Origin of the sequence: Nocardia sp. NPDC058633 (assembly GCF_042717045.1) — a bacterium.
Lineage (GTDB): Bacteria > Actinomycetota > Actinomycetes > Mycobacteriales > Mycobacteriaceae > Nocardia.
This window is the reverse complement of the sequence record NZ_JBHXRA010000002.1, coordinates 46,139-71,107: the sequence shown is the minus strand read 5'-3', so window position 1 is coordinate 71,107 and position 24,969 is coordinate 46,139. Positions and strand designations below refer to the sequence as shown.

5 protein-coding genes are annotated in these 24,969 nt (G+C 67.5%); 4 read left to right on the top strand and 1 reads right to left on the bottom strand.

The annotated features are described in order from the left end of the window. Positions 1–20,745 carry a non-ribosomal peptide synthase/polyketide synthase gene (locus ACFWUR_RS02475; protein ID WP_378900712.1) on the top strand — a complete coding sequence of 6,915 codons (20,745 nt, stop codon included), beginning with the start codon at positions 1–3 and terminating at the stop codon, positions 20,743–20,745. A gap of 84 nt (positions 20,746–20,829) precedes the next feature. Here the strand turns inward: ACFWUR_RS02475 and ACFWUR_RS02470 are convergent, their stop codons facing one another. Further along, positions 20,830–21,966: a hypothetical protein gene (locus ACFWUR_RS02470; RefSeq protein ID WP_378900710.1), complete on the bottom strand. Its 1,137-nt coding sequence runs from the start codon at positions 21,964–21,966 to the stop codon at positions 20,830–20,832. A 232-nt stretch (positions 21,967–22,198) separates the two neighbouring features. Here ACFWUR_RS02470 and ACFWUR_RS02465 point away from each other — a divergent pair, with 232 nt between their 5' ends. The 3 genes from ACFWUR_RS02465 to ACFWUR_RS02455 are packed head-to-tail and all read left to right on the top strand — an operon-like array spanning position 22,199 to position 24,917. After that, positions 22,199–24,067, top strand: a complete 1,869-nt coding sequence (locus ACFWUR_RS02465) for a hypothetical protein (protein WP_378900707.1) — start codon at positions 22,199–22,201, stop codon at positions 24,065–24,067. Positions 24,068–24,094: 27 nt separating this feature from the next. Continuing rightward, positions 24,095–24,436 carry a hypothetical protein gene (locus tag ACFWUR_RS02460; protein WP_378900704.1) on the top strand — a complete coding sequence of 114 codons (342 nt, stop codon included), beginning with the start codon at positions 24,095–24,097 and terminating at the stop codon, positions 24,434–24,436. Between the two features lie 7 nt (positions 24,437–24,443). Further along, entirely contained in the window at positions 24,444–24,917 is a 474-nt protein-coding gene (locus ACFWUR_RS02455; RefSeq protein ID WP_378900701.1) for a YbaB/EbfC family nucleoid-associated protein, read from the top strand. Positions 24,918–24,969: the final 52 nt, after the last annotated feature.

Here is a 24,969-nt window from a genome sequence, read left to right as displayed (position 1 = left end):
ATGATTCCGTTGTCGTTCGCCCAGCGCCGGATGTGGTTCATCCATCGGCTGGAAGGGCCTTCCGCCACCTACAACATGCCGGTCACGGTTCGATTGGCCGGTGTCTTCGACGCATCGGCGTTCGCGGCCGCGGTGGGTGATGTCGTGGCCCGGCACGAAAGCCTGCGCACGATCTTCGTCGAAGCCGACGGCGTGCCCACCCAGCGAGTACTCGACACCGACAGCGTCGAGGTGCCGGTGACGGTCACCGATGTCGCGGCCGAGCAGTTGGACCGGGCCGTCACCGCGGCCACGCGCTACGCCTTCGATCTGTCCTGCGAGATCCCGATACGCACCACCGTGTTCCGGTGTGGCGCCGACGAGTGCGTGCTGGTGCTGCTGATTCACCACATCGCCGGCGACGGCTGGTCGATGACGCCGCTGTTGCGTGACCTGTCGCAGGCGTACGCGGCACGTCGAGCGGGCAGGCAGCCGCAGTGGGAGCCACTGCCGGTGCAGTACGTCGACTACACGCTGTGGCAGCAGGAACTGCTGGGTTCGCCGACCGACCCCGACAGCGTACTGTCGCGCCAATTCGACTACTGGCGAGCCGAACTCGACGATCTGCCCGAACAGCTGCGACTGCCGACAGACCGACCACGGCCACGGGTGGCGAGCTACGCGGGCGATCTGGTGGTCGTCGGCATCGACGGCCGGATCAGGGCGGGACTGCAACGTTGCGCGGCCCGAGAAGGCGCGACCGCGGCGATGGCGTTGCAGGCAGCCTTGGCGGTGCTGTTGTTCAAACTCGGTGCCGGAGAAGATATTCCGATCGGGTCACCGATCGCGGGCCGCACCGATGACGCACTGAACGACCTGGTCGGGTTCTTCATCAACACGTGGGTGTTGCGGACGCGGGTCTCGCCGGGGACGTCGTTCACCGCGATCCTCGGCCAGGTCGCCGCGAAGGCCCTCGCCGCCTACGAGAATCAGGATGTCCCGTTCGAACTACTGGTGGAATTGCTCAACCCGGCACGCTCGGCAGCACACCACCCCCTGTTCCAGGTGCTGCTGAGCATGCAGAACAACACCGCACCCACCCTGGAGCTGGCGGGAGTCGGGTTCGAGCCCTATGCCATGCCCGCCACGACATCCCGCTTCGATCTGACCTTCACCATCACCGATTCGGTGTCCGGCAGCGGTGACGCTCCCGGGTGGGACGTGCACCTCGAATACTCGACGGATCTGTTCGATCGGACCACCGTCGAGGCCATGGCGGCGCGGTTCGTGCGGATACTGGGCTCGATCGCCGTGGACGCCGACCGGCCGGTGGGCGCGATCGACGTGCTCGACGCCGAGGAACGCGAGGACGTGCTGCATCGGTGGAACGAGACCACCGTCGACCTCGCCGAGACCACCCTCGCGGGGTTGATCGAGGCCAGGGTCGGCCGAACACCGGAGGCGGTCGCGCTCGTCTGCGGTAGCACCGAGCTGACCTACGGCGAACTCGACAGCCGGGCTGAACTGCTCGCGCGGGCTTTGGTCGCCCGGGGGGTGGGCGCCGACAGCATCGTCGCAGTCGCCTTGCCGCGAAGCGCGGACCTGATCGTGGCGTTGGTGGCGGTGGTGAAGGCAGGTGGTGGGTATCTGCCGATCGACCCGGCGTACCCGTCGGATCGGTTGGCGTTCGTCCTCGCGGACACCGCACCGGTTGTCGTCGTGACCGACCGGGCTACGGCGAATCTGCTGCCGCACCAAGATATTCCGCAGTTGTACCTCACCGACGTCGAGCCCTCGGAAGCTGACGCGGCCGGTGCCGGCGCCCGGAATGCGCCGGGAGCGCACAACCTGGCGTATGTGATCTACACGTCCGGTTCCACCGGTGTGCCCAAGGGAGTCGGGATCACCCACCGCAATGTCGTGAACCTGGTAGCTCAGGCGTGGACGGTGGAGCCGGGGGATCGGGTGCTGGTGCACTCCTCGATCGCCTTCGACGCCTCGACCTATGAGATCTGGCCCGCCCTGTGCGGGGGCGCGACCTTGGTGCTCGCCGGTGAACAACGGTCGGATCCGGCGGAGATCACCCGGTTGGTCGAAACCCGCTCGGTGACAGAACTTTTCGCGACGCCGCCGTTGTTGTCGGCCTTGGTCGAGCAGGTGCGATCCACACCGGGTGACCCGTTTCGCAGTGTGCGGCAGGTGAACACCGGGGCTGACACGCTCACCCCGGGCCTGGTGCGCGCGATACGCGCCACCTTCGGCGATATCCGAATCGAGAATCTGTACGGCCCGACCGAGGCGACGGTCGATGTGACGTCCTACCGTGTGCCGGCCGGCGACGTGGACGCGGTCGTGCCGATCGGCGCGCCGGTCGCCAATACGCGGGTATACGTGCTGGATTCGTGGCTTGCGCCGGTACCCGTCGGGGTGGCCGGCGAGCTGTATGTGGCCGGTGCGCAGCTGGCTCGCGGCTATCACCGACGACCCGGATCGACCGCTGCCCGGTTCGTCGCCGATCCGTTCGACCCGGCCGGAGACGGCCGGCTGTACCGGACCGGCGATGTGGTGCGCTGGAACGCCGACGGCACGCTGGAATTCGCGGGCCGAAGCGACGATCAGGTCAAGATCCGTGGGTTCCGGGTCGAGTTGGGCGAGGTCGAATCTGTCCTGGCCCACTGCGAGTCGGTATCTCAGGCCGTGGTGGTCACCCGTGACACCGACACCGGTGGCAAGCAATTGGTCGGGTATGTGGTCGCCGACCGTGACGGGAACGACGGGCTCGACGGCGCTCAGGTGCGCCGGTTCGTGGCCGAACGGCTGCCGGACTTCATGGTGCCCGCGGTGGTGATGGTGATCGACGCGGTGCCGTTGACCGTAGGCGGCAAAGTGGATCGCGCCGCGTTGCCCGTGCCGGAGCTCGGATCGTCGGTGCCCTACCGCGCGCCGGGCACTGACGAGGAACGCAAGTTGGCGGAGTTGTTCGCCGGTGTGCTCGGGCTCGACCGGGTCGGGGTCGACGACAGCTTCTTCACTCTGGGGGGCCATTCCCTGCTGGCCACCCGCCTGGCGAGCCGGATCCGGGTGGAACTGGGCGCCGAGGTCGCGATTCGAACGATCTTCGACGCTCCGACAGTGGCGCAGTTGGCGACCCGCCTCGATGCGGGAATTCGGATGCGCCCACCTGTGGCGGCGCTACCTCGACCGGAGGTGGTTCCGCTGTCGTTCGCGCAGCGGCGGTTGTGGTTCATCCACCGGCTGGAGGGCCCCTCCGCGACGTTCAACATCCCGCTGGCGGTGCGGTTGCGTGGGCTCGATGTCGCGGCCTTGCGGGCGGCGATCGGCGATGTCGTCGCTCGCCACGAAAGTCTGCGCACCGTCTTCGTCGATACCGACGGTGTGCCCCGCCAGCAGGTCCTCGATACCGACAGCGTCGAGGTCCCCTTCACCGTCGCCGAACCCGACCTTGCCGAGGTCGACGCGGCGGTGACCTCCGCGGCGCGGTACACCTTCGACCTGGCATCGCAGATCCCGTTGCGTGCCGACGTGTTTCGATGCGGCAACGACGAGCACATTCTCGTCTTGCTGATCCACCACATCGCCGGTGACGGCTGGTCGATGGGCCCGCTGCTGCGCGATCTCTCCGTGGCCTACGCGGCCCGCTCGACCGGTCGGGAACCACAGTGGACACCGTTGCCGGTCCAGTACGTGGACTACACACTGTGGCAGCGGGAAATGCTGGGCTCCTCGGCCGACCCCGACAGCATGCTGTCGCGGCAATTCGACTACTGGCGCGCTGAACTGGCAGGTTTGCCCGAACAGTTGTCAGTGCCGACGGATCGCCCGCGCCCGCGGGTCGCCGGCCACCGGGGCGATGTGGTGGCGTTCGACATCGATCCCGAGCTCCGTGCCGCCGTCGAGCGTCTGGCGGGCCGTGAGAACGCGACGGTGTCGATGGTGTTGCAGTCGGCCTTGGTCGTCTTGCTGGTGAAACTCGGTGCGGGCGAGGATATTCCGCTCGGCTCGCCGATCGCGGGCCGGACCGACGAGAACCTCGCCGATCTGGTCGGCTTCTTCGTCAACACCTGGGTGCTGCGCGCGAGGGTCTCGGCGACGATGTCGTTCGCCGAGGTCCTCGGTCAGGTCAGAGCGAAGGCCTTGTCGGCCTACGAGAATCAGGATATTCCGTTCGAATTGCTCGTAGAGTTGCTCAACCCGCCTCGTTCGGCGGCGCACCATCCCCTGTTCCAGGTGTCGTTGGCCTTCCAGAACAACTCCTTGCCCGCCCTGGATCTGCCGGGCGCGGGATTCGAGCCCTACGGCGCGTCTGTTGCGGCGTCACGGTTCGACTTGTTCTTCAACATCGCCGACAGTGTCGCGGGCGATCGGTGGAGTGGTCTGGTCGAATACGCGACCGAGTTGTTCGATCGGTCCACGGTCGAGTCGATGGTGGCCCGGTTGGTGCGATTGCTGCATCAGGTCGTGTCGGAGCCCGATGCCGTGGTCGGAGCGCTCGACGTTCTCGATGCCGACGAACGCGATGCGGTGCTGCGCCGCTGGAACGACACCGCCGGGGAAACCCCCGACACCACCCTGATCGACCTGTTCCGGGCGCGAGTTTCCCTGACTCCCGATGCGGTCGCGGTCGTCTGCGGTGACACCGAGCTGACCTATCGGGAACTCGGTGCCCGTGCGGATCGGCTCGCGCACGTTCTGGTCGCATACGGGATCGGCGCGGATCACGTCGTCGCAGTGGCATTGCCGCGGTCCACAGAGTTGATCGTGGCCATCTCGGCAGTCCTGCGGGCAGGCGGCGCGTACCTGCCGATCGATGCCGGATACCCCTCGGATCGGTTGGCGTTCATCCTCGCCGACGCCGCACCGGTCGTCGTGGTGACCGATTCGCGGACCGCGGCGTTGTTGCCGCCCACGACGGTGCCACAGGTCTGCCTCGACGCCCCCGATCTCGTCGCGACGCTCGACAGTGTCGACCGAGGGGACCGCTCTGTCCTCGATCGCGTTGCGGTGAACCCGCGGAATTTGGCGCAGGTGATCTACACGTCCGGGTCCACCGGTGTGCCGAAAGGTGTTGGGGTCACGCATCGGAACGTGGTCAATCTCGTTGCCCGGGCATGGCAGATGGAGCCGGGGGACCGGGTGCTCGCACATTCCTCGGTCGCCTTCGACGCATCGGGCTTCGAGATCTGGCCCGCGCTGTGTGGTGGCGCGACGCTGGTGATCGCCGCTGAGCAGCGCTCGGATCCGGACGAGATCGTCCAGGTGGTCGAATCGCGTTCGGTCACACAGATGTTCGCCACACCGCCGCTGCTGTCGGCGCTGCTCGAGCACGCCGAATCCGTGCCGGGCAGTCCGTTGCGCAGTCTGCGGCGGGTCGTGGCAGGCGGTGCCGAGCTGACAGCGGCGATCGTTCGCCGAGTACACGCTCAGTACGCCGATATCCAGGTGGTGAACGGATACGGCCCCACCGAGACGACAGCATGCGTGACCGACCATGTGGCAGAGCTCGACCTGGACGGAACGGTGCCGATCGGGCGGCCCTTGGGCAACGTCCGGGTGTTCGTGCTGGACGCGTGGCTGGCGCCCGTGCCCATCGGTGTGCCCGGCGAGTTGTACGTGGCCGGGGCGCAGGTGACACGCGGCTACCAGGGGCGGGCGGGTCTGACCGCGGCCCGGTTCGTGGCCGACCCGTTCGATCCGACCGGTGGTGGCCGGATGTATCGCACCGGCGACATCGTGCGCTGGACGACAGACGGGCAGTTGGAGTTCGGGGGCCGTGTCGATGATCAGGTGAAGATCCGCGGATACCGAGTGGAGTTGGGCGAGGTCGAAGCCGCACTGGTACAACATCGTTCGGTCTCCCAGGCGGTGGTCGTCGCCGACAGCGATCAGCTGATCGGATACGTGGTGGCCGAGGCCGGCCCGTCCGGCGATGCACTCGACGGTGCCCAGGTGCGCGGTTTCGCCGCCGACCGATTGCCGGAGTTCATGGTGCCCGCGGTGGTGATGGTGATCGACGCGCTCCCCCTGACCACGAACGGCAAACTCGATCGTGCCGCTTTGCCGGATCCCGAGTTCACCGCGTCGGCGCGCTATCGGGCGCCGCGTACTGACCGGGAACAGATCCTGGCCGCCGTGTTCGCCGACGTACTCGGACTGGACCGGGTGGGCGTGGACGACAGCTTCTTCGAATTGGGCGGGGACAGCATCCGCTCGATTCAGCTGGTGTCGCGGGCGCGGGAAGCAGGGCTGGAGATCAGCCCGCGTGAGGTGTTCGAGCACCGCACAGCGGCGGGATTGGCGGCCGTCGCACGTGGCCGTGACGGCGCGGACGCACCGTTGGCGGAGTTGAGCGGTGGCGCGGTGGGCTGGATGCCATTGCTGCCGACGGCTCGATTCGTGCGCGAATCGGGCGCCGGATTCGATCGATTCACGCAGTCGCTGCTGCTGGATCTGCCGGTGGGTATCGACCGGGCACTGCTGGTGGCGACGTTGACGGCGGTACTCGGTCGCCACGACGTGCTGCGGTCGCGGTTGGTCGAGGACGAACGTGGCGCGGGACTCGAGGTGGCGCCGGTCGGGGCGATCGACGTGGACGGGCTCGTCCGCCGCGTCGAGATCGACACTGTCGCAACAGAGTCCGACGATCAGGGTGCGATTGCCTCGCAGGTGACCGCCGCCGCGGGTCGGTTGGCGCCGTCGGCAGGGGTGATGGTGCAGTTCGTGTGGTTCGATGCCGGACCCGCGCAGCCGGGCAGGTTGTCGATCGTGGCGCACCATCTGGTGATCGATGGGGTGTCGTGGCGAATCCTGTTGCCGGACTTGGCTTCGGCGTGGCAGGCGGTGTCGACGGGGTCGGCGCCGGTGTTGTCGGCCGCGGGAACATCGATGCGGCGGTGGGCACACGGACTGGTCGACCGGGCAGCGTCGGCTGCGATGGTGGCGCAATTGCCGTGGTGGCGTTCGACGCTGGAAGGACCCGACCCGTTGGTGGGCGCCCGCCCGTTGGATCCGGCCGTCGATGTCATGGGAACCGTGCACCGCGTCGGTGTCGAGCTCTCGGCGGTCGATACCGAGGCATTGTTGACCACACTGCCCGCGCTGTTCCACGGTGGCGTGGAGGACGGCTTGTTGGCGGCGTTGACCGCGGCGGTCAGTCGCTGGCGTTATGACAGCGGCGTGCACGAAGACTCTGTGCTGATCCGACTCGAAGGTCACGGTCGCGAAGAGGACGCTGTCAGCGGGGCGGACCTGTCGAGCACTGTCGGTTGGTTCACCAGTGTGTACCCGGTGCGGTTGACCGCGACCACGCCGGAATGGGACGACGTGTGTGCCGGCGGCGTCGCAGCGGGGACCTTGTTCAAGTCGATCAAAGAGCAATTGCGTGCGGTGCCCGACAAAGGCCTCGGTTTCGGCTTGCTGCGGTATACGAATCCCGATACCGCCCCAGAGCTGCGACAGTTTTCGACCGGTCAGCTCGGATTCAACTATCTGGGTCGCTTCACCGCCGCGGACCTGCTGCCCCAACGCCTGCGCGGAGCGGGCTGGACCCCGGTCGGGACAGGAGCCAACGCTGCCCCGGATCCGGCGATGCCGGTGATGTCGGTGGTCGACGTCACCGCCCTCGTCGTCGATACCGGTGAGGGTCCAGTCTTGCAAGCGGGATTCACGGCACCTGATGGAGTGCTGGCGCGGGCCGACACGGAGAAGCTGGCCGACCTGTGGCGCAGCGCGGTGCTCGGTTTGGCCCGATACGCCACGACGTCGCCGGGCGGTTGGACGCCTTCGGACCTTCCCTTGGTAGATCTGCGTCAAGGCGAGATCGACGTGCTGGAGCAGCGATACCAGGGCCTGGTGGATGTGTGGCCGTTGACCGCGATGCAGTCCGGCCTGCTGTTCCACCAGGCGATGGCGGATGCGTATCACATGCAGGTCGTTTTCGGATTGACCGGCCGAGTCGACGCCGCCCGGATGCGCACGGCCGGACAAGCATTGCTGGACCGGTATCCGAATCTGCGGGCGGGCTTCGTCGCAGGCTCTCGGGGCAAGCTCGTGCAGGTTGTCGTCGACGACGTCGAATTGCCCTGGCATGTCCTGGATCTGCGTGACCGCGACGACGCCGATCGCCACGCGGCCCTGCGGAGATTGCTGGCCGAGGACCGGGACGCGCATTTCGATACGGCAGCGCCGCCGTTGCTGCGACTGACACTGGTGCTGATGGCCGACCACCGTGCGGAACTGGTGTTGACCTCCCACCACGCACTGATGGACGGGTGGTCGCTGCCGCTGATCATTCGAGACCTGTTGCGTTTCTACGCCTCCGGTGGCGATGCGACGGACATGCCGCAGGCGCCCGACTACCAGGAATTCCTGAAGTGGTTGGGCAGTCAGGACCCCGACGCAGGGGTGCGGGCCTGGACCGAAGAACTCGACGGTGTCGATGAACCCACCCTGCTGGCGGTCGACACCGGCGGTGCCGAGAATGCGGGCGTCGAACGGGTCGAGGTACCCCTGTCCGCGGAAACAGCCTCCCTGGTGAGCAAGCGGGCCGGCGAGCTCGGGGTCACCGCGAACACCGTTGTGCAGGCCGCGTGGGGAATTCTGCTCTGCGCGTTGACCGGTCGGCACGACGTCGTGGTCGGCGCCACGGTCTCCGGTCGTCCACCGTCGATCGCGAATATCGATGCGATGGTCGGGTTGTTCATCAACACGGTGCCGGTGCGGGTACGTTTCGGTCCCCACGACACCCTGGGCGAGGTGTTGACCGGCTTGCAAGCCCGTCAGGTCGCCCTGCTCGATCACCACCATGTGGGATTGAGCGACATCCATCAGGCGACCGGGCTGCACGTCCTGTTCGACACGCTGATCGGATTCGAGTCCTATCCCGTCGACCAGGCCGGAATCGGTGCGGCGGCCACCACCAGCGGCATCGCCATCGCCGATCTGAGCTCGGACGCTCCGACGCACTATCCGCTGACCGTCTTCGCCGCCGCGAACCCCACCCTGCAACTGCGCCTCGAATACCGCACCGACGCCTTCGACGGACCCACGGTCGAGGCGATCGCGGCGCGGTTGGCCCGGATACTGCGGCAAGTCGCAACCGATCCGGGCGTACCCGTGGGGTCGATCGACCTTCTCGGCGCCGAGGAACGCGACGCGGTGCTGCATCGCTGGAACGACACCACCCTCGATGTCCCGGACCGCACCCTGGACGAGCTGTTGCGAGCACAGGTCGCGCGCACTCCGAACGCGGTCGCGGTGATATACGCGGACACCGAAATCACCTACCGCGAACTCGACACACGCGCGGAGCAGCTCGCACACATCCTGCGGCAGCGCGGCGTAGGCCCCGACACCATCGTCGCGGTCGCCCTGCCCCGGTCACCAGAGATCATCGTGGCCTTGTCGGCAGTGCTGAAAACCGGCGGCGCCTACCTACCGATCGACCCGGCCTACCCCTCCGACCGGGTGGCGTTCGCCCTCACCGACGCCGCCCCGGTCGTCGTGGTCACCGACACCGTCACCGCACATCTGCTGCCCGATGCCGTTGCGCGCCTCTGCCTCGACACCATCGACACCATCGACGTGGCACAGGGAATGAGCCTGTTCGCCGTGGCGGCACCGCAGAACTTGGCGTACGTGATCTACACGTCCGGCTCCACCGGCGTGCCGAAAGGCGTTGGCATCACCCACCGCAATGTCGCGAATCTGATCGCTCAGGCATGGACGGCGCGGCCGGGGGATCGGGTGCTGATGCACTCCTCGGTCGCCTTCGATGCCTCCACCTACGAGATCTGGCCCGCGCTGTGCGGTGGCGCGACGTTGGTGATCGCGAGCGAGCAGCGATCGGATCCGGTGGAGATCACCCGGTTGATCCAAAACCATTCGGTGACAATGATGTTCGCTACCCCGCCGCTGCTGGGCGCAGTGGTCGAGCACCTCGGGTCGGTGCCAGGTGATCCGCTGCGCACTGTGCGACAGGTGAACACGGGGGCCGATACGTTGACCCGCGGGTTGGTCGAGGCACTGACAGCCCGATGCGACGGTCTTCGGATCGATAACCTCTACGGCCCGACCGAGGCGACGGTCGACGTGACGGCATTGGTGGTGCCCACCGACACTGTGAACCCGGTGGTGCCGATCGGTGCCCCGGTGGCCAATACGCGTGTCTATGTCCTGGATTCGTGGTTGGCGCCGGTGCCCGTCGGAGTGGCCGGTGAGTTGTACGTCGCCGGTGCGCAGTTGGCGCGCGGATATCACGGCAAGCCCGGTCCGACCGCGGCCAGGTTCGTCGCTGATCCCTTCGACGCCACCGGTGGCGGTCGGCTGTACCGCACCGGCGACGTGGTGCGCTGGAACGCCGACGGGCAATTGGAGTTCGCGGGCCGAGCCGATGATCAGGTCAAGATCCGCGGGTTCCGTGTCGAACCCGGCGAGGTCGAAACCGCACTGGCACAACACCCGTCGGTATCACGAGCGGTGGTGATCACTCGTGACATCGGCGCCGGTAAGCAACTGCTGGGGTATGTGGTCGCCGATCGGACCAGCGTGGTCGGGCTCGACGCGAAACTGGTGCGCGCCTTCGTGGCCGAGCTGCTGCCGGACTTCATGGTGCCGGTGGCGGTGACGGTGATCGAGTCGGTGCCGTTGCTGCCGAACGGAAAGCTCGACCGCGCTGCCCTGCCGGAGCCGGAATTGAGTTCGTCGGCGCACTATCGCGCGCCGGGCACCGAACACGAACAGGTCTTGGCGGGTGTTTTCGCCGAAGTGCTCGGACTCGAACGCGTCGGCGTGGACGACAGCTTCTTCGAACTGGGCGGAGACAGTATCCGGTCGATTCAAGTGGTGTCGCGGGCACGGGAACTGGGGGTGGAGATCAGCCCGCGGGAGGTGTTCGAGCACCGGACGGCAGCGGCATTGGCCGCGATATCGATCGACCGGGCCGGTTCGGCGCCGGTTTTGGCGGAGCTGCCCGGCGGCGGGGTCGGATGGATGCCATTGCTGCCGGTGGCGCGCTTCGTCCGTGACATGGGCGGGGCGGGATTCGACGGCTTCAGTCAATCGTTGCTGCTCGATCTGCCGCTCGGCATAGACCGGCCCGGACTGGTGACCACATTGACGGCGGTGCTCGATCGTCATGACGTGCTGCGGTCGCGGTTGGTCGACGACGAGCGTGGCGCCGGACTAGAGGTGGCGCCCGTGGGAGCGGTGAACGTCGACCGGCTGCTGCACCGCGTCCTGGACCGGCACGACGGTGCCGCGGCGGTCGTCGAGCAACTGGCGGCGGCCGCGGGCCGATTGGCGCCCTCGGCGGGGGTGATGGTGCAGTTCGTGTGGTTCGATGCCGGACCCGCGCAGCCGGGCAGGTTGTCGATCGTGGCGCATCACCTGGCCATCGATGGGGTGTCGTGGCGAATCCTGTTGCCGGACTTGGCGATGGCCTGGCAGGCCGCATCCGCGGGGTCGGTGCCGAGCACGGTGGGCGCCGGAACTTCGTTGCGGCGGTGGGCACATGGTTTGGTCGAGCAGGCGAGCCGACCGGAGCGAGTGGCGGAACTGGCTTGGTGGCGTGCGACCCTGGACGGGCCTGATCCGCTGCTGGGCACCAGGCCGTTGGATCCGACTGTCGATGTCATGGCCACCGCCCGCAATGTCGGCGTGCGGATTCCGCCGGCCGAGACCGAAATCTTGGTGACCACCGTGCCCGCCCTGTTCCACGGTGGTGTCGACGACGGCCTGCTGGCGGCCTTGACCGCGGCGGTCACCCGCTGGCGCCGTGGCAGGGGCGTGGACGAGAAGTCGGTGCTGGTCCGGCTGGAAGGTCACGGTCGCGAAGAAGGCGCTGTCACCGGTGCCGATCTGTCGAGCACCGTGGGTTGGTTCACCAGCATGTTCCCGGTGCGGTTCCGTGCGGACTCGACGGACTGGGACCAGGTCTGCGCCGGCGGTCCCGCTGTCGGCACGCTGGTCAAGTCGGTGAAAGAGCAGTTGCGCGCGGTGCCGGACAAGGGCATCGGCTTCGGCATGCTGCGGTATTTGAATCCGGACACCGCTGCTGATCTGCGACGGTTCTCGGCCGGCCAGATCGGGTTCAACTATCTGGGGCGCTTCACCTCCACCGATCTGCTGCCGCAGCGACTGCGCGGCGCGGGCTGGACGCCGTCGGTGGATGCCGGACAGCTGATCACCCCGCTGGATCCGGCGACGTCGGCGATGCCCGCATTGGCGGTACTCGATGTCAACGCGATGGTCGTCGACACCGAGGACGGACCGGTCCTGCGGGCGGTGTTCGCCGCGCCGACGGGAGTGCTGTCGGAGAACGAGATCGGGGAGTTGGCGCAGCTGTGGCACAGCGCGGTGCTCGGTCTGGCTCGCCACGCCACGACCGCGGCGGCGGGCGGTCTGACGCCGTCCGACTTGTCGATGGTCGACCTGGATCAAAGCGAGATCGAGGTATTGGAACAGCGGTATCCGGGGTTGGTGGATGTGTGGCCGTTGACGCCGATGCAGTCGGGGTTGCTGTTCCACCAGGAGATGGCAGGGTCGGGTTTCGACGCCTACCACATGCAGGTCGTCTTCGGCCTGACCGGCGGAGTGGACACTGCCCGATTGCGGGTAGCCGGGCAGGCTCTGCTGGACCGCTATCCCAACCTGCGGGTGGCTTTCACCGACGATCGTGCCGGAAACACGATCCAAGTAGTAGTCGATGGCGTCGAATTGCCTTGGCGGATAATCGATCTGCGCGATATCGACCCCGGCGCACGAGCCGCAGCCTTGGATCGGGTGCTGACCGAAGACCAGAACGCGCACTTCGACACCGCCGTCGCACCCCTGCTGCGCTTGACGCTCGTACCGATGACCGATCAACGGAGCGAGCTGGTGGTCACCGCCCATCATGTGCTGCTCGACGGCTGGTCGTTGCCGCTACTCATCCAGGACCTGTTGCGCCTCTACGGTTCCGACGGCGACAGCACCGCCATGTCGCAGGGTCCGGAGTACACGGACTTCCTGAAATGGCTGCACCGCCAAGGTTCCCAATCCGGTCTCGAGGCGTGGACCCACGAGCTACGAGGCGTCCGGGAACCCACCCTCCTCGCCGACGGCGCCGACACAGTCGGCGGTACTTCTCCCGAGGTCGGCGTCGAGCGGGTCGAAGTGCCCCTGTCCGCGACCGTGGCTTCGGCGCTGAGCAGGCAAGCCTCGGCGCTGGGGGTCACCGTGAACACCATCGTGCAAGGTGGCTGGGGAATGGCATTGGCCGTAACGACCGGCCGCCGCGATGTGATCGCCGGTGCCACGGTGTCGGGTCGGCCGCCGTCGATCATCGGTGTCGATGCGATGGTCGGGTTGTTCATCAATACGGTGCCGGTGCGCGTACTCATCGATCCCGGTGACACGGTGGCGGACGTGCTGGTCGGTCTGCAAGCTCGTCAGGCCGCCCTGCTGGACTGGCACCACATCGGACTGAGCGACATTCATCAGGCCGTGGGGCTGAACATCTTGTTCGACACCCTGATCGCGTTCGAGTCCTACCCCGTCGATCACACCGGGATCGGGGAAGCGGTGTCCACCAGCGGCATCGCCATCACCGACCCGCGCCCCAACACCCCCTCCCACTACCCACTGACCCTCATCGCCAATGCCACCCCCGCCCTGACGTTGCACCTGGAATATCGCACCGATGTGTTCGACCGGCCCGCGGTGGAGGCGATGGCGACACGGTTGACACGGATACTGCGGCAGGTCGCGGCCGACCCCGCCACCGCGGTGCGAGAGATCGATGTTCTCGGCACCGACGAGCGAGAACTGGTGCTGCACAAGTGGAATGACACCGCGACCGAGATCCCCGACATCACCGTCGTCGAACGGTTTCGCGCACAGGTCGCCGCGGCCCCGGACGCGGTGGCGGTCATCTGCGCCGCCACCGAACTCACCTACCGGGAACTCGACACCCGAACCGATCGGCTGGCCCGCGAGCTGATCTCGCGGGGTGTCGGTCCCGACGCGATCGTCGCGGTGGCGCTGCCCAAGTCGGTAGAGCTCATCGTGGCGTTGCTCGCCGTGTCGAAAGCGGGCGGCGGGTATCTGCCGATCGATCCGGCCTATCCCTCGGATCGACTGACGTTCATTCTCGCCGACGCCGCCCCGGTCGTCATTGTGACCGAACCTGTCACCGCTGAGATACTCCCCGACACCACCACACCTCGTCTCTACCTGAACACGTTCGAACCCGGCGACCACGAGGTACCGTTCGCGGCCGCGCGGCCGGGCAACGTGGCGTACCTGATCTACACCTCCGGTTCGACCGGTGTGCCCAAAGGCGTTGCGGTGAGCCATCGCAACCTGCTCAACCTCGCTTCCCAGAAGTGGTCGACCGGCCCCGGGGAACGGGTACTCGTGCACTCCTCGGTCGCTTTCGATGTCTCGACCTACGAGATCTGGCCCGCGCTGATCAGCGGCGGCGCCGTGGTGCTCGCGAGGGCGCAGCGTTCGGACCCGGCCGAGCTCGCGGCGCTGATCGCCGACCGGTCGGTGACGAAGCTGTTCGGAACACCGGGTTTGCTGTGGGCGCTACTCGATCACGCGAATACATTGCCAGCCGGCGTGTTCCAGAGTGTCGAGCAGGTGATCGCCGGTGGTGCGGAACTCGGCTCGGCACTGGTGGACCGACTGCACGACCGCATCGATGGCGTGACGGTGACCAATGGCTACGGTCCGACCGAGACCACGGTGTTCACGACGCTGTTCGACGCCGAGGAAGGCGGCGCGGCCTCGGTGCCGATCGGATCCGCGCTGGCCAATGTGCGGGTATACGTGTTGGATGCGTGGCTGGCGCCGACACCGGTGGGCGTGGCGGGTGAGCTGTATGTGGCGGGCGCGCAGTTGGCGCGCGGCTATCACGGTCGGAGCGGTTTGACCGCGGCCCGTTTCGTCGCCGACCCGTTCGATCCGGCCGGCGGTCGTCTGTATCGGACCGGCGACATGGTGCGCTGGACCAGTGGCGGCCAGGTGGAATTCCTCGGCCGACTCGACGATCAGGTCAAGATCCGGGGGTTCCGGGTCGAGCCGGGCGAGGTCGCCGACGCACTCTCGCAACACCCTTCGGTGACCCAGGCGGTCGTGGTGGCACGCGATACCGACACCGGCGGCAAGCAGCTCATCGGCTACGTGGTCCCCGACCACCTCGACGAACTCGACGGCCGAGCGGTGCGACTGTTCGCCGCCGACCGGTTGCCGGAGTTCATGGTGCCCGCCGTGGTGATGGTGATCGAGTCGGTGCCGTTGACCGCCAACGGGAAACTGGATCGGGCGGCGTTGCCGGAGCCGGAATTGGTGTCCTCGGTGCGCTTTCGGCCGCCGAGTACTACGCGGGAGAAGGCGCTGACCGAGCTGTTCCGCGAAATCCTCGGAGTTCAGCGGGTGGGAGTAGACGACAGCTTCTTCGAGCTGGGCGGACACTCGCTGCTGGCCACCCGGCTGGTCAGCCGGATCCGGGTGGTGTTGGGGATCGAGGTGCCGATCCGGACCGTCTTCGACGCACCGACGGTGGCGCAGTTGGCGAGCAGGGTCGATCCAGGGGGAGCGGTGCGCACGATGCTGGCGCCTCGGCCGCGCCCGGAGATCGTTCCGCTGTCGTTCGCGCAGCGGCGGTTGTGGTTCATCCACCGCCTGGAAGGCCCGTCCGCCACTTACAACATTCCGTTGACGGTGCGGCTGCGCGGGGTGGACGTGTCGGTCTTGCGCGTCGCCGTCGACGATGTGGTGGCCCGGCACGAGACCTTGCGGACGGCCTTCGTGGAGGTCGACGGTGTCCCGTCCCAGCGGGTGAGCGACAGCGTCGAGGTGCCGTTCGCGGTGATCGACGTGGCCCCCGCTGACGTGGAGCCGGCGGTGAACGCGGCGGTGCGGTACGGGTTCGATCTGTCGACCCAGATCCCGATCCGGGTCACGGTGGTCCGCGGCGGCGATGACGAGTGTGTGCTGGTGTTGTTGATCCACCACATCGCCGGGGACGGTTGGTCGATGGCGCCCCTGCTGCAGGACCTGGCTACGGCGTATTCGGCGCGCCTCGAGCATCGGGCGCCGGGTTGGCGGCCGTTGCCGGTGCAGTACGTGGATTACACGCTGTGGCAGCAGGAGTTGCTCGGTTCGCCCGACGAGCCAGACAGCGTGCTGACGCGTCAGTTCGACTACTGGCGAGACGAACTCGACGGTGTGCCCGAGCAGCTGCGGTTGCCCGTCGACCGGCCGCGCCCCCGGGTGGCGAGCTACCGCGGGGACCTGGTGATGTTCGCCATCGACGCCCCGACCAGGACCGGGTTGGAGCGGATGGCCGCCGACGCGGGCGCCACGGTGTCGATGGTGTTGCAGTCGGCATTGGCCGTGCTGTTGTTCAAACTCGGTGCGGGCGAGGACATTCCGATCGGCGCCCCGATCGCCGGCCGTACCGACGACGCGTTGACCGACCTGGTCGGCTTCTTCGTCAACACCTGGGTGCTGCGCACCGCCGTCGCCCCGGCCGCGACGTTCGGTGAGATCGTCGAACAGATCCGGGCGAAGTCCTTGGCGGCCTACGAGAATCAGGACGCGCCCTTCGAGTTGCTGGTGGAAATGCTCAACCCGGTGCGCTCGGCGGCCCATCACCCGCTGTTCCAGGTGTCGCTGGCATTCCAGAACAATGCCCTGCCCACACTCGACTTCTCGGGTGTCGAGTTCGAGCCCTACAACGCCTCCGTCGCCTCCGCGCGGTTCGACCTGTTCTTCAATATCGCCGATGCGCCGGTCGGGCAACCCTGGGGCGCTTTCGTCGAATACGCGACAGACCTGTTCGATCGCGCCACGGTGGAGTCGATCGCGGCCCGGTTGGTGCGGATCCTGCGACGGGTGGTGTCGGACCCGGGCGCTCCGGTGGGGTCGATCGACGTCCTCGACAGCGGCGAACAAGAACTGGTCCTGCACCGGTGGAACAAGACCGCCGTCGCCGTCGACGCGAACCTGACCCTGGTGGCGATGTTCCAGGCACAGGTCGACGCTGCCCCCGACGCTGTCGCCGTGGTGTGCGGTGATGTCGAGATCTCCTATCGAGAACTCGCCTGTCGCGCTGATCGACTGGCGGCGAGCTTGGCCTCGTACGGGGTCGGGCCCGATGGCCTTGTCGCGGTCGCCTTGCCCAGGTCGGCCGATCTGATCGTGGCTCTGCTCGGTGTCTTGAAGGCCGGCGGCGGGTATCTGCCGATCGATCCGGGATATCCCTCGGATCGGCTGGCCTTCGTCCTCGCCGACGCGTCGCCGCTCGTCATCGTCACCGACTCGGTGACCGCGCAGGTACTGCCCGAGGACACAGCGACACCGCGGCTCTTCCTTGATGCCGCCACGGAGTCGCCCGGTGCGCGCAACGGTGTCCGGCCAGGTACGCCGCGATCGCAGAATCTGGCCTATGTCATCTACACCTCCGGCTCGACGGGGGTGCCGAAAGGCGTGGGAATCACGCACCGCAACGTGGTGAACCTGGTTGCTCAGGCATGGTCGGTCGGCAGCGAGGATCGGGTGCTGGTGCATTCCTCGATCGCCTTCGATGCCTCCACCTATGAGATCTGGCCCGCGTTGTGCGGTGGTGCCACAGTGGTGCTCGCCGGTGAGCAGCGGTCGGATCCAGCCGAGATCACCCGGTTGGTCGAGAGCAGGGCGGTGACGAAGATGTTCGCGACCCCGCCGCTGCTGTCGGCGCTGGTCGATCACGTCGAATCGGTGCCCGGCGATCCCTTCCGCAGTGTGCGGCAGGTGAACACGGGAGCCGATTCGCTCACCGCCGCCCTGGTCGACGCGGTCCGGGCCCGCTTCGGCGATATTCGCATCGACAACCTCTACGGCCCGACCGAGGCGACAGTCGACGTGACAGCGCTGCGGGTACCCGGCGAGCAGTCGGGCGCCGTGGTGCCCATCGGCACGCCGGTCGCCAATATGCGCGTGTACGTGCTGGATTCGTGGCTCGCGCCGGTGTCTGTCGGGGTGGCCGGTGAGTTGTATGTGGCCGGTGCGCAGTTGGCGCGGGGGTACCACGGCAAAGCGGGCCTGACCGCGGCTCGGTTCATCGCTGATCCGTTCGACCCGGCCGGTGGCGGTCGGTTGTATCGGACCGGTGACGTGGTGCGCTGGAATGCCGACGGACAGCTGGAGTTCGCGGGCCGTAGTGACGACCAGGTCAAGATCCGTGGCTTCCGGGTCGAGCCCGGCGAGGTCGAAACCGTCCTGGCGCAACATCCTTCGGTTTCTCGAGCCATCGTGGTCGCACGGGAAGTCGACACCGGCGGTAAGCAACTGGTCGGCTATGTGGTGGCGGACAGGTCAGGGCCGGTCGCCGGCGAAGACGAACTGGTGGGGCAGTGGCGCCGGGTCTACGACGACCTGTATTCGGGTGTGACCAACGCGGACACCGAGCCGTCCGGCTCCGCGGAAGACGTCGAGTTCGGCTCCGACTTCGGTGGCTGGAACAGTAGCTACACCGGTGCGCCGATTCCGTTGGAGCAGATGCGGGAATGGCGGTCGGTGACGGTCGATCGGATTCGTGAGTTGGATCTCGGCCGGGTGCTCGAGATCGGTGTGGGGTCGGGGTTGTTGATGTCGCAGGTGGCGCCGGACTGCGGGGAGTATTGGGCCACGGACTTGTCGGGGGCGACGATTTCGTCCTTGGGTGAGCAGCTGGCCGGTGTGGGACAGGAGTGGGTCGATCGGGTGGTGTTGCGTGCTCAGGCGGCCGACGACATCGGTGGACTGCCCGAGGGCTTTTTCGACACGGTAGTCGTGAACTCCGTTGTCCAGTACTTCCCCAGCCAGGGCTATCTCTGGACTGTTCTGGAACGGGTGTCGGGGCTGTTGGCTCCGGGCGGTGCCGTGTTCGTCGGCGATGTGCGCAACTTCGCGCTGCTGGAAGAGTTCGCGACGGCGGTGCAGGTGAGCCGTGGCGGTGACGATGATCCGGCGGTGGTGGCCGATCGGGTTCGCCGAGACATCGCCGCCGAGCAGGAATTGTTGCTGGCCCCGGAGTTCTTCTCAACGTTGTGCGGTGACGGTATCGGGTTCGGTGCTGTCGATATTCGACTCAAGCGTGGGTATTCGGTCGACGAGTTGACCCGGTATCGATACGACGTCGTCCTGCACAAGGCGCCGCTGACGTCGATCTCGGTGGCCGATGTACCGCAAGTCGCGTTCGGTGAGCTCGATTCGCTGCCGGAATTCCTGGGGGACTCCCATCCCGAGGGCATCCGTGTGACGGGCATTCCCCATGCCGGGCTCGTCGGCCAGATCGCCGCAACACAGCGCATCCGAGCGGGGCAGCGCGCATCGGAACGTGACCGAACCGGCCCGCTCGCAGCCGGATTCGAGGGGATCCTCCCGGACATGGCCGACCGGGTGGATGTGGGTCTGTTGCCCGAGGACCTGTATGTGCTGGGGCAGCGGCTCGGCTACACGAGCGCGGTCACCTGGTCCGCAGAGCCGGGACGCATGGATGCGGTATTCCTCGGGCACGACTGCGCCCGGGGTCGTCCGTTGACCGACGTCTACCTCACCTCGGGAGCCGGGGGCGGTCTCGCCGGGTACGCGAACAATCCGCAGGCGGGCCTGTTGGCCGCCGATGTGCGTCGCTGGGCGGCCGAACGGTTGCCGGAATTCATGGTGCCCGCAGCGGTGCTGGTGCTGGAGTCGGTTCCGCTGACGGCCAGCGGAAAGCTCGATCGCGCGGCGCTACCCGACCCGGAACTGTTGTCCGCGAGGGAATATCGGGCGCCGCGCACAGAGCGGGAACAGGCCTTGGCCGCATTGTTCGCCGAGATATTGGGCATCGGCAGGGTCGGCACCAACGACGACTTCTTCGCTTTGGGCGGGCACTCTCTGCTGGCGACTCGGCTCACCAGCCGTATCCGTGCGACCTTGGGAGTGGAAGTGCCCGTCCGGGTGATCTTCGACGCTCCCACCGTCGCCGAACTGGCGACCCGGCTCGACGACGGCACCGCGGGTAGCGATTTCGACCAGGTGCTCGTTCTGAAGAGTTCCGGATCGCAGCAGCCGCTGTGGTGCCTTCACCCCGGCGGCGGTCTCGGCTGGTTCTACCAGCAACTCGGACGAGACCTCCCCGAACGGCCGATCTACGCCATGCAGTCACGCGGCCTCGAGAGTGGCCCGTTGGCGAGTTCCTTCGCGGAGATGATCCAGGACTACACCGACCAGATCATCGCTCACCAACCGGACGGGCCCTATTTCCTGCTCGGTTGGTCCTACGGCGGCATCGTCGCGCATTCGCTGGCGGCCGAACTCGCTCGGCGCGGAAAGGCGATCGGCCTGCTCGCCATCATGGACAGCAAACCGCCGATCACCACCGACCCCGAACCCGACGTCTCCGAAGACGACGCCATGGCCGGTATCACGGCGTGGGTGGTCGACAGATTCGGCGATCAGCTCGACTCCCCGGCCGTCCACAGTCTGGCGGAGCGGGCGACAAAGGTACTGATCAACAACAGCACCCTGCTGGCCGAGTTCTCCACGCCCGTATATGACGGCGGCGCAACCATCTTCGCCGCGGCCGTCGACGTGGAGGGCAACCGGCCGGTCGATGCCAAGAGCGAGCTTGAGCAGGCCTGGCGACCGTACATCCGGGGACGCATGGACATCTTCGACGTGGACTGCGCACACGGGGACTTCGACCGCCCGGAGAACATGGGTCTGGTGGGCCGCATCCTGGGCGGCTTCTTGTGAGGAACGGCGAGATCTGCGGACGGGGGAAATACCCGGCGGTCTGTCGGATTCCGTTCTGCACGGGTAGAGCCCGTCGTCCTCGCTTCACACCGGCCGAGACGACGCCGTCGACGCCGAACGGGGTGTGGATATCCCCGCCATGGTCAATTGGAGATAGGCGTCGTCGATGGCGCCCTCGCCGAAAACCTCTGCGAGTAGGCCGCGTCCGACCTCCCCGCGATCGGCGGCGCGGACCAGACCGAGCGCCGCCTCGTGGGTGTGGGCGTCCGGTTCCTCCGCCATCAGCGCGGCCACGATGGCCGCGGCACTCTCCACGCTCCATACACCGGGTACAGCTGCGGTGATGTCGCCCGTGACAGGACCGGGCGCGCGATACCACCGGCCCCCATCCCACCAATAGCAGAAGGACAGCAGGCCGACGCCGGCGCGCGGGTTCAGCGTCGCGTTCGCCACCCACGGCGGCGCGCCCGCGTAGAGGTCCGGCATCGGCGCTTCACCGTTGTAGACGGCGTCGAGAACGGGATCGTTCCACACGCCGCCGGACAGGACGGCGCGGTCACCGGGCATGAGCCAGAGCGAGGAGCCGCTGCGCTCGATCCCCTCGAACAAGCTGAGCGAGGGCAGCACCCGTGGCCCCCACGGTGAGTCGACCGCAACGAAAGCCGCGGACAGCACCGCCCACCGTGCCACCAGTAGCGGCAGCGCAGGCAGGTCGTGCGCCACGGCCGCCACGACCGGCTCGGCCCTCGCCGCCATCTCGGCGGGGCGTGACTGCCTGTCGGCGTGCCCGATATGGGCGGCGAGCCACACCGGAAGTCGACGACGCGGGAAGGCTTCGAGATCGGCCCGATAGACCTCGGCCGGAAATAGGTGTTCGTCGGGAAATGGTTGCTCGCCGAAGTCGTAGTCCGTTCGCACCTCGCCCGATTCCGAGACCACGAGCAGGTAGCGCCACCAGGGGCCGTCGGGCTGGACCGCAGACGCCTCCCGGTGCACGCGGACCAGGGCCATGACCTCCTCCGGCGGCAGGATCTGGACCGCGTGGCCCTGCTCGTCGGTGGCGACAACCGAGGCCAGTTCAGCGGCGACCGTCACCACGAATATCGCGTGGATCTGCCCGCCACGCTCCGGCCCGAGCCCGGTCAGCAGTGCGGCGATGCGACGGCTCGCCGCATCCGGCGGTGGCGGTCCGGCCTGGGTCGGGTCCTCGGTTCCGGTCACGATAGGGCACCTCCTCGATCGCCGCGCACGCTACCACCAGGCGGGCAACGAATGGTGTTGCCGAAACAGGAATTTCGCTCTCTGCCGATCGACACATGCTGTGCACGAGCAGAATTCGTCTCCAGGTCGACGCGGGTTCAACTTCTTGCGGTCTAATCCGAGGACATCGAACGCCGAGGAGGACCGCTGTGCCGAGCGAACCAAGAGTGCTTCGGTGCACCGCGGAGCAGTCGTGACCCTCATCATGCCGGACGGGTTGAAATGGCTGGCCTGGGTCGCAGGCACGGCGTGGCCGGAGGGAGACGAGGACGCGTGCTGGGATGTCGCGGAGGCATGGAAGACCGCGAGCGCGGAAATCGAGGCGCTGCTCGCGGGCATCGACGAGGCCAAGGCGACCACCGTGGCGGCCTATCCGCAAGGTGAAGGCGGCACCGCGATGGGCAGCCGCTACGACATCCTGCGCACCGGGGATCAGTCCGTGGAGGCGCTGGCCGAACTGATGCAGACGATCTCCGACAGCGCGTTCGACATGGGCACCGAAATCCAGGCGACCAAGATCACCGTCATTGTGACCCTGGTCTGGCTGGCGCTGGAAATCCTGTGGGCCTGGGTGTTTCCGCCGACCGCGCCCGCGGTCGAGGCGGCCGCGATCACCACGACCCGGTCCTTCCTCAAGGTGTTCGAGGACTTCGTGCAAAAGATCATTACTGCGATCGCCGCCCGACTCGGCGCCCCGACAGTCCAACGGCACTTCTGGTCCCAGGCGGTGCGGCTGAAGCCGGTACTGCCCACCGCCAAGGGTTACGGCGTCTACGGTGCGCGGGCGATCGAGGCCGCGGCCATCGTCGGCGCCATCAACGGCGGGGTGCAAGTCGGCCAGATCGCGGATGGTAAGCGCCGGCACTTCAACGGCCGCGAGTTCGGGTTGTCGGTCCTCGCGGGCGTTGCCGGAATGATTCCCGGCCGGGAGGTCGGTCGGTACCTCGGCAAGGGCATCGACAAAGTCGCAGGCAAGCAGCTGGACAACGCCATGGGGCGAGTGGGCCGAGGCGTCGTGATCGGCGGTGTGTCCGGTGGCGTCGGCACCGCTTTCGGAAACCTGGCGGTGGGCGCGGCCACCGGCGATTGGACCTCGTTCGCGTCCGGTGCGGGCTGGACCGGCGGCATCGCGCGCGGTGCCGCCGTCGGCGGGGCGCGAGGCGGATTCGCCCTGGGAACTCCGATTCCTCCGGGGCGCGGGGACATTCGCTCCTACGTGTGGATGCCGAAACCCGCGGTGGGCGGCACCGGCGGACCACCGGCCACCGGCGGTCCGCCGGTCACCGATGGATCGTCCACCAGTGGATCGTCCACCAGCTCCTCGTCCGGCGCCGGTGTCGCCCCGCCGCGCCCCGGTTCGGAGTTCAGCGGTGGCAGCGTCGCCGGGACGTACTCCGGGCGCGGTGACGGTGGTTCGTACTCCGGCAGCTCGAGTTCGGGATCCTCTGTGCGCGGCGACGAAGCGGGCGGGCTCGGTTCACGCCCGGGCACGCCGGAGTCGGTGTATCACGATGCGTCGAGCGGGCCCGCCTCTCGCCCGGGCACGCCCGAGTCGGTGTATCACGATGCGTCGAGCGGACCACCCTCTCGCCCCGGTACGCCGGAGTCGGTGTATCACGATGCGTCGAGCGGACCCGCCCCTCGCCCCGACACACCCGAGACGGTCTACCAAGGCAGGCCACCGACCTCGTTCGAGTCGTCGGTGGACGGCTGGGGCCCGACCGGACAGCCGCCGCACGGCAACACCGGACTGGTCGGGGGTGGGCAGCTGCCGCCCCCGGTCGGTAGCGAACCGCCAACCCCGGTCGCCGCCCCACCACCGATCCCGGATGTCCTACCAACTCCGGACGGCGCCGGTCACCACCGGGCCGGGTCCGACGAGCCGTTTCTGGGCGAGGGCAAAGACGTGCGCGGCAAGCCCCGCCCGAAGCAGGTGCCTTCGGTGGAGCCGCTGCCCGGGCCGTACACGCCGCCCCCCGCAGGCGCTTCGGAGCCCAGCGATTGGACGAGCGCGGATCCCGGCCCGGCCGAAGCGGACGTCGATGTTCCTTTCACCCTCTAGACCCACCGATATCGAAAGGAGTGTGCCATGGCCGGAAACGTCGAGATCGACCCCCAGAAACTGCGCAAGGCATCGGAATTGACCGAGGAGCTGTCGACGAAAGTTACCGCAGCCGCCGACAAACTCCGCGGCGCGCTCGCCGGAGTAGAAGCCGACCTCACCTTTCTTCCGTGGGGAAACGACAAGCGTGGTAAGAAATTCGCCGATGGCCCCACGGGCTACATGGCGGCGCGCAAGAACTTGCTCGAAGGTGCCACCGGGGCCGCGCAGACCCTGAGCGATATGGCGAAGGGTCAGCGCGAGGCAGCGGACTCGCTCACCGGCACCGACCAGGCCTCCGGCGAGCACCTCGGCCCAGGGAAGGCGTGAGCGCCCCATGTTGAACGACCGCTTGCGCGCAGATATGGCGACGATGCTCGACGGCCTCGGCGAACAGTTCCGCGGGATCGCCGAACTGCAGAAGCAGCGCGCGCTCCTCACGGCCACAGTGACCGCGTGCGACAAGCGCATCGAAGTGACAGTGAACGCCGACGGCCTCCTGATCGCCACGAAATTCGCCGATGACGTCCTCGAGCTGAGCCTCGAGGAGATCGCCGCGAACCTGACGGCGGCCGTCCAGTCCGCGGCCGCCGACGTAGCCGGTCGCAGCAGGGAACTGATGACGCCGCTACTCGAACGGCGCGACGCGCTGCCGAAACTCTCCGAGATCATCGAGGGCGCACCCGATCTGGGCGCGATGCTACCGACCGCGCCTGCCCCGCCGACGGTTGCGACCGATCACACCCGGTGGCCGACGGACGGGTCCGGCATCCACGGCCCCCGCTCCGCGGTCGCCGACAACGACGACTGACACACCCGCACGCGGATATTCGAACGAGGCGGGAACCCGATTCCCGGCGAAG

Bases quoted from the DNA above. Each gene is read 5' to 3' on its own strand.
- ACFWUR_RS02475 (WP_378900712.1), top strand. From the start codon at position 1: ATGATTCCGTTGTCGTTCGCCCAGCGCCGGATGTGGTTCATCCATCGG.
- ACFWUR_RS02460 (WP_378900704.1), top strand. From the start codon at position 24,095: ATGGCCGGAAACGTCGAGATCGACCCCCAGAAACTGCGCAAGGCATCG.
- ACFWUR_RS02455 (WP_378900701.1), top strand. From the start codon at position 24,444: ATGTTGAACGACCGCTTGCGCGCAGATATGGCGACGATGCTCGACGGC.